Annotated in this window: 9 protein-coding genes and 1 riboswitch; of the genes, 4 read left to right on the top strand and 5 right to left on the bottom strand. The window is 63.2% G+C overall.

The window, feature by feature from the left end:
- Nucleotides 1–186 precede the first annotated feature (186 nt).
- The 4 genes from AC1D11_RS02580 (at nt 187) to parC (ending at nt 6712) form a co-directional block, all read left to right on the top strand.
- Nucleotides 187–2157 (top strand): DNA topoisomerase IV subunit B, encoded by a 1971-nt coding sequence (locus tag AC1D11_RS02580; protein WP_477646825.1) that lies wholly within the window; start codon nt 187–189, stop codon nt 2155–2157.
- Nucleotides 2154–3263, top strand: a complete 1110-nt coding sequence (locus tag AC1D11_RS02575) for a hypothetical protein (RefSeq protein ID WP_477646824.1) — start codon at nt 2154–2156, stop codon at nt 3261–3263. The genes AC1D11_RS02580 and AC1D11_RS02575 overlap by 4 nt, the downstream gene beginning before the upstream one ends.
- Before the next feature lie 118 nt (nt 3264–3381).
- Nucleotides 3382–4224 carry a lytic transglycosylase domain-containing protein gene (locus tag AC1D11_RS02570; RefSeq protein ID WP_477646823.1) on the top strand — a complete coding sequence of 281 codons (843 nt, stop codon included), beginning with the start codon at nt 3382–3384 and terminating at the stop codon, nt 4222–4224.
- Nucleotides 4225–4354: 130 nt separating this feature from the next.
- Nucleotides 4355–6712, top strand: a complete 2358-nt coding sequence (gene parC, locus AC1D11_RS02565; RefSeq protein WP_477646822.1) for a DNA topoisomerase IV subunit A — start codon at nt 4355–4357, stop codon at nt 6710–6712.
- Nucleotides 6713–6803: 91 nt separating this feature from the next.
- On the opposite strand, the gene AC1D11_RS02560 is transcribed toward parC, so the two are convergent.
- The 5 genes from AC1D11_RS02560 to AC1D11_RS02540 form a co-directional block, all read right to left on the bottom strand.
- Nucleotides 6804–7316 (bottom strand): 6,7-dimethyl-8-ribityllumazine synthase, encoded by a 513-nt coding sequence (locus tag AC1D11_RS02560; RefSeq protein ID WP_477646821.1) that lies wholly within the window; start codon nt 7314–7316, stop codon nt 6804–6806.
- Nucleotides 7317–7442: 126 nt separating this feature from the next.
- Nucleotides 7443–7604: riboswitch (FMN riboswitch) on the bottom strand.
- A 103-nt stretch (nt 7605–7707) separates the two neighbouring features.
- Nucleotides 7708–8160, bottom strand: a complete 453-nt coding sequence (locus AC1D11_RS02555) for a RidA family protein (RefSeq protein WP_477646820.1) — start codon at nt 8158–8160, stop codon at nt 7708–7710.
- A gap of 230 nt (nt 8161–8390) precedes the next feature.
- Entirely contained in the window at nt 8391–9305 is a 915-nt protein-coding gene (locus AC1D11_RS02550) for a transglutaminase family protein (protein WP_477646819.1), read from the bottom strand.
- 17 nt (nt 9306–9322) lie between these two features.
- Nucleotides 9323–12112: a circularly permuted type 2 ATP-grasp protein gene (locus tag AC1D11_RS02545; protein ID WP_477646818.1), complete on the bottom strand. Its 2790-nt coding sequence runs from the start codon at nt 12110–12112 to the stop codon at nt 9323–9325.
- 183 nt (nt 12113–12295) lie between these two features.
- Nucleotides 12296–15898 carry a transglutaminase family protein gene (locus AC1D11_RS02540; protein WP_477646817.1) on the bottom strand — a complete coding sequence of 1201 codons (3603 nt, stop codon included), beginning with the start codon at nt 15896–15898 and terminating at the stop codon, nt 12296–12298.
- Nucleotides 15899–16105: the final 207 nt, after the last annotated feature.

The raw sequence follows: 16105 nt of genomic DNA, 5'->3' as shown, positions 1-16105 counted from the left end.
CGGGCCGCCGCAAGCGGCAAAAAAGAAAGGTCGGGAGCGGAAAACGCGCTATCTGTCGACTGTAACGAAAATGGCAAAACACTGCCCGGACCGCACTTCGTTCCGTGTCTCAAATCAGGTTGACTGTATGTTTATACAGTTACTTTGCCGGCCCCGACTACAATTGCGGCAATTCTTTCATCTGCCATGGCTGACAAACTACCCACCGAATATTCCGAAGGCTCGATCCGCGTGCTCAAGGGCCTGGAGCCCGTCAAGCAACGGCCGGGCATGTATACGCGCACCGACAACCCCCTGCACATCATCCAGGAAGTGCTGGACAACTCCGCCGACGAGGCCCTGGCCGGCTACGGCAAGAAGATCAAGGTCACGCTGCACACCGACGGCTCGGTGAGCGTCGACGACGACGGCCGTGGCGTTCCTTTCGGCTTGCACCCTGAAGAAAAGGTGCCGGTCATCGAGATCGTCTATACCCGGCTGCACGCGGGCGGCAAATTCGACAAGGGCAAGGGCGGCGCCTACAGCTTCTCGGGTGGCCTGCATGGCGTGGGTGTGAGCGTGACCAATGCGCTGTCCAAGCGGCTGGAAGTCACCTCTTACCGTGAAGGCATGGTCGCCCACCTGGTGTTCTCGGGCGGCGATGTCATTGAAAAGCTGCACCTGCGCAAAAACGGCGATGGCGACCGCAAGACGGGCACCACCGTCCGCGCCTGGCCCGATTCCAAATACTTTGAATCGGCCACGCTGCCCATGGCCGAACTCACGCACCTGCTGCGCAGCAAGGCGGTGCTGATGCCCGGCGTCACGGTGACGCTGACCAACGAGAAAACCAAAGACACCCAGACCTGGCTCTACAAGGGCGGCCTGCGCGACTACCTGATGCAGACGCTGACCGGCGACCCGGTCATCCCGATGTTCGAGGGCGAAGGTTTTGCTGACGCTTCGCACGAGAGTTTTGCCGAGGGCGAGGGCGCGCAGTGGTGCGTGGCCTTCACTGAAGAAGGCCAGCCGGTGCGCGAAAGCTACGTCAACCTGATTCCCACCAGCGCCGGCGGCACGCATGAAAGCGGCCTGCGCGACGGCCTCTTCAATGCCGTCAAGAGCTTTGTCGACCTGCATTCGCTGCTGCCCAAGGGCGTGAAGCTCTTGCCGGAAGACGTTTTTGCCCGCGCCAGCTATGTCCTGAGCGCCAAGGTGCTCGATCCGCAGTTCCAGGGCCAGATCAAGGAACGCCTCAATTCACGCGACGCGGTGCGGCTGGTGTCCAGTTTTGTACGGCCCACGCTGGAGCTTTGGCTTAACCAGCACGTCGATTACGGCCGCAAACTGGCCGAATTGGCCATCAAGGCCGCCCAAACCCGGCAGAAAGCCGGCCAGAAGGTCGAAAAACGCAAGGGCTCCGGTGTGGCCGTGCTGCCAGGCAAGCTCACCGACTGCGAAAGCCGGGATTTGGCGCACAACGAAGTCTTCCTGGTCGAGGGCGATTCGGCCGGCGGCAGCGCCAAGATGGGCCGCGACAAGGAAAGCCAGGCCATTCTGCCGCTGCGCGGCAAGGTGCTCAATACCTGGGAGGTCGAGCGCGACCGCCTGTTTGCCAACACCGAAATCCACGACATCGCGGTCGCCATCGGCGTCGATCCGCACGGCCCCAATGACACGCCAGACCTCTCCGGCCTGCGCTACGGCAAGGTTTGCATCCTGAGCGACGCCGATGTGGACGGCTCGCACATCCAGGTGCTGCTTCTGACCCTCTTTTTCCGCCACTTCCCCAAATTGATCGAATCGGGTAATGTCTATGTGGCCCGGCCGCCGCTGTACCGGGTGGATGCGCCGGCGCGGGGCAAAAAGCCGGCTTCAAAGGTGTACGCCCTTGATGAAGGCGAACTGACCGCCATATTGGACAAGTTACGCAAGGATGGCGTAAAAGAAGGTGCCTGGAGCATCAGCCGCTTCAAGGGCCTGGGCGAAATGAGCGCGGAACAATTATGGGAAACCACACTCAATCCTGACACCCGTCGCCTGTTGCCCGTGCAACTGGGCAACCAGGATTTTCTGCAAACCGAGACGCTCATCACCAAGCTGATGGGCAAAGGCGAGGCCGCAGCGCGCCGCGAACTGATGGAGTTGCACGGTGACAGCGTCGAGGTGGACGTTTGAGGCTTCTCCTGTCGTTTGCGCGTGTGATGGGCATCGTGGTACTGGTGCTTGCCGCATTCTGGGCGACGGTGGCACTTGCGCGCCATGAATTCATGGCCTCCGGCTTTGTGTTCGCCCTTGCCGCAGGTGGTTTGTGTTTGTCGATTTTTTCAGAGAAGGCCATCGCCAGAAAGAAGCAGCAGGCGGAGAAGGATGTCACGTTGGAGGCACTGCGGTTTAGCGACAGTGCGCTGGACGTGCCATTCCGCTGGTTTCGTTGGCTCTGTTTTGTCGTTGCGCTGTTGCTGATTTTTGGGGTGACGGGTTTGTTGGCCAGGGCGACTTGGCAGGAAGGGAAGTTGATTCCCGTGGCCTTGCTGGGCAGTTTTGCTGTTCTATTGTTTGTGTACATTGGCAGTCTGTTTGTTTCAGGTTATGCCGCATGGCAATCCGGCAGTGCGTTGAAGGCGGATTTGCTGGGCTTGAAGCTCAGCGGCTTGCCCGCTATCGCCTGGAAGCACATTCGCGGTATCGACCTTAAGCAGTTTGAAGTCAAGGGGCAAAAGAAGGCGATCTTGATGCTGGCGCTGGACCCGGCGACGTTCAACGGACTGAAATCTGCCTTGATACCGAGGTCGCTTCACTGGGCGGGTCCCAAATTAAGGGAGAAGTCTGCGGTAGTAGAGGTTGGTTGCGATTTTTTAGGAAGAGACCCGGAGTTCGTCGTTCGGGCCGTCCAGTTCATCGCGGACAAATCAGGTGGGCGAAGGGTCAAGGGCTGGAACTACCTTGAAGCAATTGACGTGGCGGAGCAGCGAGAGCAAGCTGCTGAACTCCGCAGGGAGGCAAACCGCAAGAGTGACCTGCTGTTTGCCGAGTTGCAGCGAATGAACCGGGCGGGACCCGTTGATGAAAAAAGACTGGCGGAAATTGACCGTCAAATGCAGGCTGAACTCGAACGGATGAGTTCAGCGGCCGATGCAGAAGTAAATGCTTTCAAGCACAACATGAGTGCACTGGATGAGCGCCTGAAGCCGCTGAAATGGTTTTACAGGGGTATGGTGGTTTTGCTGATCGTCATGATTGGTGGGGCCGTTTTAAGAATTGTGCTCACACTGAAGTCCTGACTCGTGGCGATGAATAACTTGATGTTTTACCGTTCCTGCAAGCTGACCTCGTGGCTCCGACGGCCTGAGGCCGACAGGTTTGCCTGGATGGATGAGCAATCAACAATGGATTTCTTACATGAAAATTTTTAGTGGCAAACCCAGGCTCTGGCCGGGTTTCTTTTTGAGCCTGCTAATGCTGCTGTCGCAGCAATCTGCCCATGCTGACATCTGGGGTTACGTCGATAAAGAAGGCATTGCGCATTTCTCGGCCGTACGGCTCGATGAGCGTTATGAGCTTTTTTTCCGCGGCGCTGAAAGCTTCAGCGCAGGCAACAGCGCTGCCAAAAGCGGCAAGGCAGTTGGCAATGGCGCCAATCAGGCCACCGGCGTGGCCAATGCGCCGCCCAAGCTGCTGGCCTACTTTGATGTGTCGCCCAACTACAAGGCCGTCAAGCACCTGCTCCGCGAGGCTTCTGCCAAGCATGGCATCGACTACGAGCTGCTGCAGGCACTGATCGCCACCGAATCCGGATTCAACGCCCAGGCCGTTTCGCCCAAGGGTGCGGTCGGGCTGATGCAGCTGATCCCGCCGACGGCGGAGCGCTATGGCGTGCGGGCCACCAAGGATTCCACCATCCACAAAAGGCTCACCGATCCCAAGACCAACATCCGAGCCGGCTCCAGCTACCTCAGTGACCTGATTGCCATGTTTCCCGGCCAGCTCGAACTGGCCATCGCTGCGTACAACGCCGGCGAGGGCGCCGTTCAGCGTGCCGGCAACAAGATTCCGAACTATCCGGAAACCAAAAACTACGTCAAGACCGTGATGCAGCTCTATAACCACCTCAAGCCACCCAGCATGGCGTCCGGCGGCCGCGTTCGCATGGAAATGATGGGCGGGGCCACCGGCCGCGGCAACATGGTGTCACCCACGGTGGTGTCCACCGCCACGCCAGAGGCCTTGCCCGAGCCGTACTGAGACCATGCACCTGGCCTTCTGCCGCAGGCAGTCTGAAGCGACTTCCCCCGTTTTCTTTTCATAATCCTGTACCGGCCGCGCCTGTGCGCACCGGACCGGCATAACTTGACCTAGCCCAAGCAAATTCACGATGGATGATCTCTTCACACCGGACGCAGTAGCCCCGATCCCCGAACCCGCAGACCAGGATTCCCTGGCCGCGTACGCGCAGCGGGCTTACCTTGAATATGCCCTCAGTGTCGTCAAGGGCCGTGCCTTGCCCGACGTTTGCGATGGCCAGAAGCCGGTGCAGCGCCGGATTCTTTTCAGCATGTCGCGCATGGGCCTGGGTTTTGGCGGCGCCAACGGTGCGAGCGGTGCCAAGCCGGTCAAAAGCGCCCGCGTAGTCGGCGACGTGCTGGGCAAATACCATCCGCACGGTGACCAGGCGGCGTACGACGCGATGGTGCGCATGGCGCAGGACTTCAGCCAGCGCTATCCGCTGGTCGATGGACAAGGCAATTTCGGCAGCCGCGACGGCGACGGCGCAGCGGCCATGCGATACACCGAGGCTCGGCTGGCGCGCATCACGACGCTGCTGCTCGATGAGCTTGACGAAGGCACGGTCGACTTTGTACCCAACTACGACGGCTCTTTCGAAGAGCCGCGCCAATTGCCGGCACGCCTGCCGTTCACTCTGCTCAACGGCGCCAGCGGCATTGCCGTGGGCCTGGCTACCGAAATCCCCAGCCACAACCTGCGCGAGGTGGCCGACGCCTGCGTAGCGCTCATCAAGACGCCCAAGCTTGCCGATGAAGAGCTATATGCCTTGATCGCCGGACCCGACTACCCGGGCGGCGGGCAAATCATTTCCAGCAGCGCGGAAATCGCGGCGGCCTACAGCACGGGCCGCGGCTCGCTCAAGGTTCGCGCCCGCTGGAAGATTGAAGAACTCGCGCGCGGCCAATGGCAGCTGGTGGTGCAGGAACTGCCGCCCGGTGTCAGTACCCAGCGCGTGCTCGAGGAAATCGAAGAGCTCACCAATCCGAAAATCAAGGCCGGCAAAAAAGCGCTGAGCCAGGACCAGGTGCAACTCAAGCAGACCATCCTGGCCGTGCTCGACGTGGTGCGCGACGAATCCAGCAAGGACGCCGCCGTTCGCCTGGTGTTCGAGCCCAAGACCAGCAAGATCAGCCAGTCCGAGCTCATCAACACGCTGCTGGCCAACACCAGCCTGGAAAGCTCCTCGCCCATCAACCTGACCATGGTCGGGCTGGACGGCAAGCCGACGCAGAAAAACCTGCGCCAGATGCTGGCGGAGTGGATAGAGTTCCGCCAGACCACGGTGCAAAAGCGCTCGCAGCACCGGCTCGACAAAGTGCTGGCCCGCATCCACATCCTCGAAGGCCGCCAGCTGGTGTTGCTCAACATCGACGAGGTGATCGCCATCATCCGCCAGTCGGAAGAGCCCAAGCTGGCGCTGATCGCACGCTTCAAGCTCAGCGAAATCCAGGCCGAGGACATTCTTGAAATCCGCCTGCGCCAACTGGCACGGCTTGAAGCCATCAAGATCGAGCAGGACCTGAAAAACCTGCGCGAAGAGCAAGGCCGGCTTGAGGAAATCCTGGGCAGCCCGGCGGCGCTCAAACGCCTGCTGGTCAAGGAAATCGAGGCCGACGCCAAGCAATTCGCCGATGCGCGCCGCACGCTGATCCAGGCCGAGAAAAAAGCCGTGCTCGAAGTCAAGGTGCTCGACGAGCCGGTGACCGTGGTCATCAGCGACAAGGGTTGGGTGCGCGCACGCAACGGTCACGGACATGACCCGGCAGGCTTCGCCTTCAAGGCGGGCGACGGGCTGTACGGCACCTTCGAATGCCGCACCATCGACACGCTGCTGGCCTTTGGCTCACGCGGCCGCATTTATTCGGTGCCGGTGTCATTGCTGCCAGGTGCGCGCGGCGACGGCCAGCCCCTCACCACGCTGATCGACCTGGAGTCCGGCACGCAGCTGGTGCATTACTTTGCGGGCCCGTCCAATGCCGCATTGCTGTTGAGCGCCAGCGGCGGCTACGGCTTCCTCGCTACTGTCGAGAACATGACGTCGCGCCTGAAAGCCGGCAAGGCCTTTATCAGCTGCGCTGAAGGTGAAACCATTTGCAGGCCTTCGCATGCCGCCTTCACCAGCGCAGCGGCGCCCTTGGTGCCGGCCACGCATGTGGCTTGCGCCTCGACGGGCGGCCGCATCCTGACGTTTGAAATCGCGGAACTCAAGATGCAGGCCGCCGGCGGGCGTGGCTTGATGCTGATTGACCTCGAAGCCAAGGACACCCTGGCCGGTGCAGCCGCCTACACGCGCAGCGTGAAGATTGAAGGCATTGGCCGCGGTGGCAAGGCGCGCGAGGAAACGCTGGAAATCCGCAGCCTGAACAATGCCCGTGCGGCGCGCGCGCGCAAGGGCAAGGCAGCCGACCTGGGCTTCAAACCCACCGGCATCAGCCGCGTTGAGTAAAACTGACTGAAGGTCATAACTGGCGGGCGCAAGCAGCTATTGATTTAATAGCAAGATGCTGCGCTCGCCGGTCTGGCCAGTTATTCAGCAATCAAGCTGCCAGCAACAGATCAAGCTTTTTCAGGCTTGCCACCGTCTCCAGGCAGGCTTGCGCCACTTCCTTGCCCTTGGTCAGGAAATGTTCCGTAAAGAACTTTCGGTGTTCCTCATGCTCATGAAAATGCTGCGGCGTCAGCACCGCTGAAAACACCGGCACGCCGGTTTCCAGCTGGATGCCCATCAACGCGCTGATCACCGCTTCAGCTACAAACTCATGGCGGTAGATGCCGCCATCGACCACCAGCCCGCAGCAGACCACGCCTGCATAGCGGCCCGACTGTGCGAGCTTTTTCGCATGGAGTGGAATCTCGAACGCGCCGGGCACTTCAAACGTGTCGATGGATTCGGGGCCTGTGCCTTGCCGGGCCATCTCGGCCAGGAAGGCGCCGCGGCCCTGGTCCACGATGTCTTCGTGCCAGGACGACTGGATAAAGGCGAAACGTGCCTTGGTGGGTGTGCCGCCCGAACGGGAAGCCGAAGGTGGGGAAATATCTGTCTGACTCATGGAATCCTCTTTGCCAGGTGTTACCAGAATCAGGGCGCACGAGCCTGCGGCCAGCCCATGGGCACGCGAAAAGCCCGCGCGGAGAGTCCGCACCAGCCATCGTCGCCCACGGCACAGCCGCCAGCATCGCGCTCTCTTTCATCCGGACTGTGACCGTCGGCTTCGGAGTTGAACCGAATCTGCTGACCCTGGTTGCCGTATGAAGCACGGCAACCAGGCGCTCGCGGGCTGATGCAGTTGCCTGCAAACACCGCCGGTGGGGAATTTCACCCCGCCCTGAGAACGCTGCCCGGCGAAATGGCCGAGCGTTACGAGTTTAAGCCGGGCCGCCGGATGGCGCTTGTCGCCGGCGCGTCGGCCCCACAGCCATTGCGGGTGCTGTGTAGCCGGCTTATTCGACTTCAGCCACCAGATCGATCTCGACGCAAGCGCCCATGGGGACCTGCGCCACGCCAAAGGCGCTGCGCGCATGCTTGCCGGCGTCGCCGAAGATTTCAGCGAACAGCTCGCTTGCGCCGTTTGTCACCAGATGCTGTTCCGTGTAGTCACCGGTGGAGTTGACCAGGCTCATGAGCTTGACGATGCGCTTGACCTTGCCCAGGCCGACGGCGGCTTCGAGCGTGCCCATCAGGTCGATGGCGACCGAGCGCGCGGCGGCCTTGCCTTCTTCTGTCGTCATGTTCTTGCCGAGCTGGCCGACGAGGGGCTTGCCGTCCTTCTTGGCGATATGGCCGCTCAGGAACACCAGGTTGCCCGTCTGCACGAAGGGCAGGTAGGCGGCGACAGGGATTGCCACGGGGGGCAGGGTGATGTTCAGTGCTTTCAGCTTGTCGTAGGCGCTCATGATGGTCCTTTTGATGAAGAAAAATGGTTCCAGACCAATGAGGACGAGCGCAGGCAGCTATGCTTTTGATAGCGAGGGAGGCTGCGCGGCCGACTGGCAGTGCAGGGAATTGTAGGATGGTGACCGGGTTCCGGAGGCCTTTGGGGTCATGAAAGGAATTGATGGAGCGGTGGTGCAGTCACGTTTGAGGGTGCGTTGCTTGGAGGAGCCACCAGCCTAGCGAAAACCGGTCAGTTCCCGGCGCTTGCCACCGGCTCCACCGTAACGGCCACGTCCAGGATGTGCTGTGCGCCGCCGCGGATCACACCCCGCATGGGCGATACGTCGAGGAAGTCGCGGCCGATGGCCAGGGTGACGTAGTCTTCACCCGGTGCGCGGTTGTTGGTGGGGTCGAAGTCGAGCCAGGCGCCCAGGCCGGGGCAGTACACCGAAGCCCAGGCATGCGAGGCGTCGCTGCCCACCAGCCGTGGCTGGCCGGGCGGTGGCGTGGTGAGAAGGTAGCCGCTGACATAACGCGCCGGCAGGCCCATGGCGCGGCAGCAGGCCACCATGATGTGCGCGAAATCCTGGCATACGCCTTTGCCCAGCTTGAGCGCCTCGAGCGCCGGCGTATTGACTTCGGTGCTTTCGCTCTCGTAGGTCATGGCGCTGTGAATGCGTTCCATCAGGTCTCGCGCCGCCTCGGGCAGCGGCCTGCCCGGCAGGAAGCTGGGGCGGGCAAATTCGATGAAGGCATCGTCGCGCGGCACATAGGGCGAGGCGAAGAGGAATTCGGAGGCGCTGTCGTAAGCCGCGCCGGCGCGGTAACGGAACTGTTCGCGCACCTGCTCCCAGGCGGGCGAAGCAGGCTTGCCGGCGGACAGCGACGCCTCTGATTGCAGCGGGTTGGCCACCGAGGTGGAGACAATGCTGTCGGCCACCACGGTCAGGCTCTCATGTGCGGCCTGCAGGGAAAAGTAGGTGCGCGTATTGCCGTAGACGTCTTCGGTTTCGCGCAGCTGGACTGGTTCGGGGTTCACCCGCAGGGCATAGTCCAGCAGGGTCTGGCCGTTTCGACTGGCGGGCTTGAGGTGCACCACATGGTGCGCGTTTTCCACCACCGGGGCATAGCGGTAACGGGTTTCGTGAACGACGTGAAGCAGCACGGAAAAACTCCTAGGGCTCAGGCGCCCAGGCTCTGGCTGGCGGAGGCCGCGTGGCTGAAATAGCGGCGGCTCAAGGTGTCTGACAGCTCCAGCGCGGCATCGCAGCACTGCTCGAGCAATTGCACCAGCCGCCCATCATGTTGCTCGCCGTTTTCATCTTCGCCTTCGCCGGTGCGGGCTGGGGCCTCCTGGCACAAATCAGCCAGCGCCCAGCTGCCGGGGTCGGGCAGTTCCATCGCCAGGTCGGGCATGTCGCCAGGCGCGCTGCCCGCCAGCTTGGCCAGGCGCCCGCGCAGGGTCTGCACCACCCAGCCGAGGGAGCGCGGGTTGTCGCGGTCCAGCACCAGCAGATCAAGCAGGGCCGGGATGTCGCGGCGCTGCTGGTACTGCGCGTGGAAGGTGATGGTGCTGTCGAACAGCGCCACCATGGCGTTGAAGCCGCCTTCCTCAAAGACCGATCCGGTTTCGAAACCGCGCACCAATGCGCCCGCCAGGGTGTTGAGCCGTTCAATCAGCCGCCCCACGCTCAAGAGGCGCCAGCCGTCATCGCGTGTCATGCGGTCGGTTTGCGCGCCCGTCATGGCTGAGAGGAAGCCGCTGGCCGACTCCAGCGCCCGCAGCGCCTCGACGGAAGAATATTCGAGCAGATACTGGCTGGATTGGCTCTGGCTTTGCCCACCCTGGCTTTGGGTCTGGCCCACGGCGCTGAACGATGAGCAGCGCTGGAAGAAGTCGGTCTCGGTGCGCACGATCATGTGCCACTGTTCCTGTGACAGGCGTTCGCGCACGGCAGATGCGGCGCTCTTGAGGGCCCGCAGGTTGAAGCCGACGCTGGCGGCCTGTTCGGTGTCGGCCAGATTGGCGATCAGCGCGCGTTCGAAGACACGGCGCGCATGCGTGGCCGGCGGCACGGTGTCCAGCACCAGCGCATTGCCGACGGCCATACTGGTCAGCCAGGCCAGCAAGGGCTGCGAGGTCTGGTCTTCGCCGCCCAGGCATTGCAGCGTGATCTGCGCCAGGCGCGTGGAGTTTTCGGCACGCTCGGTGTAGCGGCCCAGCCAGAAAAGGTTTTCGGCCGCGCGGCTGGTCACGGGCGGGCGGTGGCGCAGCGGCGCTGCGGCCCAGGCAGGCGCCGGCTGCTCGGTGCGCGGCGCAGCGGTGTGTTCGGCCGCCGCCTTGGCTGTGGAGGGGGCGCCCAGCACCCACACGTCGGCACTGCTGCCGCCGTGCTGCATCGACGACATGTTTTCGTTCTTGCCCGCCAGCCGTGCCAGGCCGCCCGGCAGCACCTGCCAGGAGCCGTTGCCGTCGGCCACCGCAAACACGCGCAGCATGGCCGAGCGCGGGGAAATCCGCTCGCCCTGCCAGGTCGGCGTTTGCGGCAGCGGCAGGTAAGCCTGCACGGTGAAGTCTTCGCCGCGGCGCACGATGCGGCCGGCCCATTCGTCCAGTGCACGGCGCGACAGGGTATGGCCGATGACGGATTCCATGCCGGTGCCCGGATAGGTCGGCTTGATCACGCAGGTCTTGAGCTGGCTCAGCACGTCCTGCATCACCGCCTGCTCGCCGCACCACCAGGTGGCCAGCGAGGGCAGGGCCAGCGTTTCACCGAGCAGGTGCTCGGAGAGTGCGGGAAGAAAGCCGAGCAGCGCGCTTGATTCGAGGAAGGCCGAGCCCGGCGTATTGACCACCAGCACATTGCCCGCGCGTATCACCTGCAGCAGGCCGGGCACGCCCAGTGTGGAGTCCGAGCGCAGTTCCAGCGGATCGAGGAATTGGTCGTCCAGGCGCTTGAGCAGCCCATGCACCCGCTCCAGGCCGCGCAGGGTTTTCAGGTAAAGCTTGTCATCGCGCACCAGCAGGTCGCTGCCCTCGACCAGTGTCAGGCCCAGGAAGCGCGCCAGGTAGGCGTGCTCGAAATAGGTTTCGTTGTAAGGCCCCGGCGTCAGCAGCACCACGCGGCTTTCCTCGTTGCTGTCCGTCGGGCTCATGGCTTTAAGGCCATCCACCAGCGCCTTGTACGACGCGGCCAGCCGCTCGACCTTCATTTCACGGAAGGCTTCGGGGAACAGCAGTGAAATCGTCAGGCGGTTTTCGAGCAGGTAGCCCAGGCCCGAAGGCGCCTGCGTGCGCTGCGACACCACCGACCAGCGGCCGTCGGGGCCGTGCGCGATGTCGAAGGCGGCAATGTGCAGATAGGTGCCGCCGGCCGGCTGCACGCCCTGCATGCCGCGCAGGTAACCTGGGTGGGCATGCACCAGCGCGCTGGGCAGCAGGCCTTTGGAGAGAAGCTCCTGCGGGCCGTAGATGTCGGCCATCACGCGGTCCAGCAGGCGGGCGCGCTGCTGGATGCCGGCCTCGATCTGCGCCCAGTCGGCGGGCGAGACCATCATGGGGAACAGGTCCAGCGACCAGGGCCGCTGCGGGCCGTTGGCGTCGGCGTATACGTTGTAGGTCACGCCGTTGTCGCGGATCTGGCGGCGCAGGTTGGCGGTGCGGTGGTTCAGGTCGTAAAAGCCGTCGCTGCCGAGGAAGTTGAAAAAGCGTGTCCAGTCGGGCGACAAGGCGTCATCAGTCCCGGCCGCCGGGGCTTCGGGCCGGGCCGGGGCTGTTTCAGGGGGGCTGCCCGCGGCCCGCAGCGCGGGCGGTGCCGGCGCAGCCGCTTCAGCGGGCGCGGGGCCTTCGGACACACGGCCCCGCAACTCATCGAAATGCCCCGCCGCCGCATGGGGCGCCAGCGCGGCAGCCAGTGCGCAGGGGGATTCAAGCGACTGGGCGGCAAAAAGTGACTGGGTGTTATTTTCCACGTGGGTGCAAGTATGCCTGTGGCCCATCCCCTGCAAGGCTCAAGGCGGGTTCAATGCGCGGCCAAATGGCTATTTATGCCGCCTGTGCATGCAAATGTTGCAGCCATAAGACAGCCATTGACGGTACGGGGAGGTGCTTCGCTCGGGGCTTTCAAGCCCCGGGCGGCTGCCGCAGGCGCGGATTCAGCGCAAATCGAGCGTGAACGGGAACTCCCGGCTGGGCTGCGCCGGCGCCACGCGCATCTTGCCGGGTGTATGGCCCATGCGGAAAAAGCGCGTGAGGCGGCGGCTTTCAGCCTCGTATGAATTGACCGGCAGCGTGTCGTAGCTGCGCCCGCCTGGGTGCGCCACATGGTACTGGCAGCCGCCCAGCGAGCGTTCCATCCAGGTGTCGACGATGTCAAACGTGAGCGGCGCATGCACGCCGATCGACGGGTGCAGGGCCGAAGGCGGGTTCCAGGCCTTGTAGCGAACGCCCGCCACATATTCGCCGACGCGGCCCGTGCTTTGCAGCGGCAAGGCGCGGCCATTGACGGTGACGACGTAGCGGTTGTCGTTCAGGCCCGTCACATGCACTTCGACGCGTTCCAGCGATGAATCCACATAACGCACCGTGCCGCCGGCCGAGCCTTCTTCGCCCATCACATGCCAGGGCTCCAGCGCGCTGCGCAACGTGAGCTCGATGCTGTTGGCTTTGACCTGCCCGATCAGCGGGAAGCGGAACTCGAAGTGCGGTTCGAACCAGGCCATGTCGAAGGCGTAACCTGCCTCGCGCAGCTCGGTCAGCACGTCTTCAAAATCCATGCGTATAAAGCCCGGCAGCAGGAAGCGGTCGTGCAGCTCGGTGCCCCAGCGCGTGACACGGCCGTGGTAGGGCTTGTTCCAGAAGCGCGACACCAGCGCGCGCAGCAGCAGCTGCTGGGCAATGCTCATGCGCGCATGCGGCGGCATTTCAAACGCGCGCAGCTCCAGCAGGCCCAGGCGCCCGGTGGCGGAGTCGGGCGAATACATCTTGTCGATGCAGAACTCGCTGCGGTGCGTGTTGCCGGTCACGTCGACCAGGATGTTGCGCAGCGTGCGGTCCACCAGCCAGGGCGGCATGTCGGCGCCATACTTCTTGCGGTTGTTCTCGATCTCGCGCAGGGCGATTTCCAGTTCGTACAGCTGGTCGTTGCGGGCCTCGTCCACACGCGGTGCCTGGCTGGTCGGGCCGATGAACATGCCTGAGAAAAGATAGCTCAGCGACGGATGGTTGTGCCAGTAGGCGATCAGGCTGCCCAGTACCTCGGGCTTGCGCAGGAAGGGGCTGTCGGCGGGCGTCGCGCCACCCAGCACAAAGTGGTTGCCGCCGCCGGTGCCGGTGTGGCGGCCGTCGGTCATGAATTTCTCGGCCGACAGGCGCGTTTCATGCGCGATCTTGTAGAGGAACTCGGTGTGCTCCACCAGCTCGCCCCAGTTGTAGGCCGGGTGGATGTTGACCTCAATGACGCCGGGGTCGGGTGTGACCTGCAGCATCTTCAGGCGCGGGTCGCGCGGCGGCGGGTAGCCTTCGAGCACGATGCTCACGCCCAACGATTGCGCTGTGGCTTCCACCGCGGCCAGCAGGTCGAGGTAGTCTTCCAGCCTTTCCATGGGCGGCATGAAGACGTAGATCGCACCGGTTTCGCCACGGCCCGACTTGTTGGCCTTGCTGTCCGGGTCGGCCTTCGGTTTGTCTTTGGGGCCATTGGCGCGGGATGGGTCTCGTACTTCCACGCAGAGCGCAGTGCGCGTGAGCCAGGCGGCCGATTCAAAGGGCTTGGGCGCGCGATCGTCGGCAGGCGTTGTTGCCTCTGCGGCCGGTTTGCCATTCAACCCGTCCGTACCGTTCGTTCCGTTGTTTCCCAGCGGACGGAACTGCAGAATCCGACTGGCTTGCGACAGCGCTGTGTTGCTCGTCATGTAGCGCGCCATATATTGCGCCAGCGAATTGGCGCTGCCGCCTGCCGAAGGGGCTGCCGGTGTGGCGCCACTGGGCGCACTGAAGCTGCCGTTGTAGCGCGCCGCCAGTGCGGAAGCCGCCGGCAGGTCTTGTCGCGGCGCAAACGGGTCGGACTCGATCATGTAGGGGTAGTCGGTCTTGGACACCCAGGGCACCGAATCCAGCGGCAGGCGATAACCCATGGGCGAATCGCCCGGCATCAGGTACATGCGTTCTTCGCGGAAGAACCAGGGGCCGGTGGTCCATTTGGGCCCACTCAGCGCGGGCGAGGCACCGGCGTTTCTCTGCTTGAGCTGCTCTTTGGTCTGCAGCGGCAGCACATAGCCCACGACGGAATCCAGGCCCTGCATGAAGACGCGGCGCAGGCGTTCGCGCTCCATCGCGTCGTCCAGCTTCGAATCAAAGGGGTCGACGTTGACCGGCAGCCGGCGTTCGCGCCAGAGGTAGTACCAGGTATCTTCATAGCCCGGAGTGATGTAGGTGGTGGCCAGGCCCAGCTTGCCCGCCAGCGTCTGCACAAAGCGCTGCGCATCGGCGCTGGTGTAGTTGCAGGGCTGGCGTTCGTCGGCAAACAGGTTCGGGTTTTGCCAGATCGGCTGGCCGTCCTTGCGCCAGAAAATGCTGAGCGCCCAGCGCGGCAATTGCTCGCCGGGGTACCACTTGCCCTGGCCGAAATGCAGGAAGCCGCCTTCGCCATATTCGGCGCGCAGCTTTTGCACGAGTTCGGTCGCATAGCCGCGTTTGGTCGGGCCCAGTGCGTCGATGTTCCATTCGGCCGCGTCGCGGTCGGTGGTGGCCACAAAGGTAGGTTCGCCGCCCATGGTCAGGCGCACGTCGCCGGCCGCCAGGTCTTTATCGACCTTTTCGCCCAATGCCAGCACCGCTTGCCATTGCTCCTCGGTGTAGGGCTTGGTCACGCGCGGCGATTCGTAGATGCGCTGCACCGCCATGTGGTGTTCGAACTCGACTTCGGATTTGTCGACGCCGCCTTCGACCGGCGCTGCGCTCGACGGCTCGGGCGTGCACGCCAGCGGGATGTGGCCTTCGCCGGCCATCAGGCCGGAGGTCGGGTCCAGGCCGACCCAGCCGGCGCCGGGCAAAAACACCTCGCACCAGGCGTGCAGGTCGGTGAAATCGGCTTCCGCACCGCTGGGGCCGTCGATGGATTTGACGTCGGCTTTCAGCTGGATCAAATAGCCCGAGACAAAACGCGCGGCCAGCCCCATGTGCCGCAGCAGCTGCACCAGCAGCCAGCCGGTGTCACGGCAGGAGCCGCAGGCCAGGCGCAGCGTTTCTTCGGGCGTCTGCACGCCGGGCTCCATGCGAATGGAGTATTTGATGTCTGACTGCAGGCCCTGGTTCAGGCCCACCAGGAAGTCGATGGTGCGCTTGGGCGTGCGGTCGATTTTTTCGAGGTAGCGCTTGAGCAGCGGTGTGGCCGGCTGGGTGGCCAGGTAGGGCGCCAGTTCGCGGGCCTGCAATGCGTTGTAGGTAAACGGGAATTCCTCGGCGGCGGGCTCCAGGAAGAAGTCGAACGGGTTGAACACCGCCATTTCCACCACGAGGTCTACGGTGACCTTGAACTCGCGCGTCGGTTCGGGAAACACCAGCCGGGCCTGGTAGTTGGCAAACGGATCTTGCTGCCAGTTGATGAAATGCCCGGCGGGCTCAACCCTGAGGGAATACGACAGTACTTGTGTGCGGCTGTGCGGCGCAGGCCGCAGGCGCACGACCTGGGGGCCGAGTTTGACCAGGCGGTCGTATTTGTAATGCGTGATGTGGCTCAGGGCGACGTGGATGGACAAGGCAACCTCGCTTTTAAAGGAACGGGCGTGCAATCACGCCCTCAGGAAAATACGCTCGACAGACCGCCACATCTTGCGGTCTCAGGAACGCCGTGTAAACAGCTTACCCGGATTTGGTGGCATTTCTGAAAGCAAGAGCTGCGCCACGTGGTCTCTTGAGTGTGAACCGGCTGTTTGGCGCTGTTTGTTGTTTACCTGCCGCGCTTT

Source organism: Polaromonas sp. P1_E11 (assembly GCF_056405995.1).
The sequence above is the reverse complement of the archived record's forward strand: the minus strand, read 5'-3'. Positions and strand labels throughout refer to the sequence as shown.

What these genes read in the sequence shown, in the direction of transcription:
- AC1D11_RS02580 (WP_477646825.1), top strand. Translation starts at nt 187, where the DNA reads ATGGCTGACAAACTACCCACCGAATATTCCGAAGGCTCGATCCGCGTG.
- AC1D11_RS02570 (WP_477646823.1), top strand. Translation starts at nt 3,382, where the DNA reads ATGAAAATTTTTAGTGGCAAACCCAGGCTCTGGCCGGGTTTCTTTTTG.
- parC (WP_477646822.1), top strand. Translation starts at nt 4,355, where the DNA reads ATGGATGATCTCTTCACACCGGACGCAGTAGCCCCGATCCCCGAACCC.
- AC1D11_RS02560 (WP_477646821.1), bottom strand. Translation starts at nt 7,316, where the DNA reads ATGAGTCAGACAGATATTTCCCCACCTTCGGCTTCCCGTTCGGGCGGC.
- AC1D11_RS02555 (WP_477646820.1), bottom strand. Translation starts at nt 8,160, where the DNA reads ATGAGCGCCTACGACAAGCTGAAAGCACTGAACATCACCCTGCCCCCC.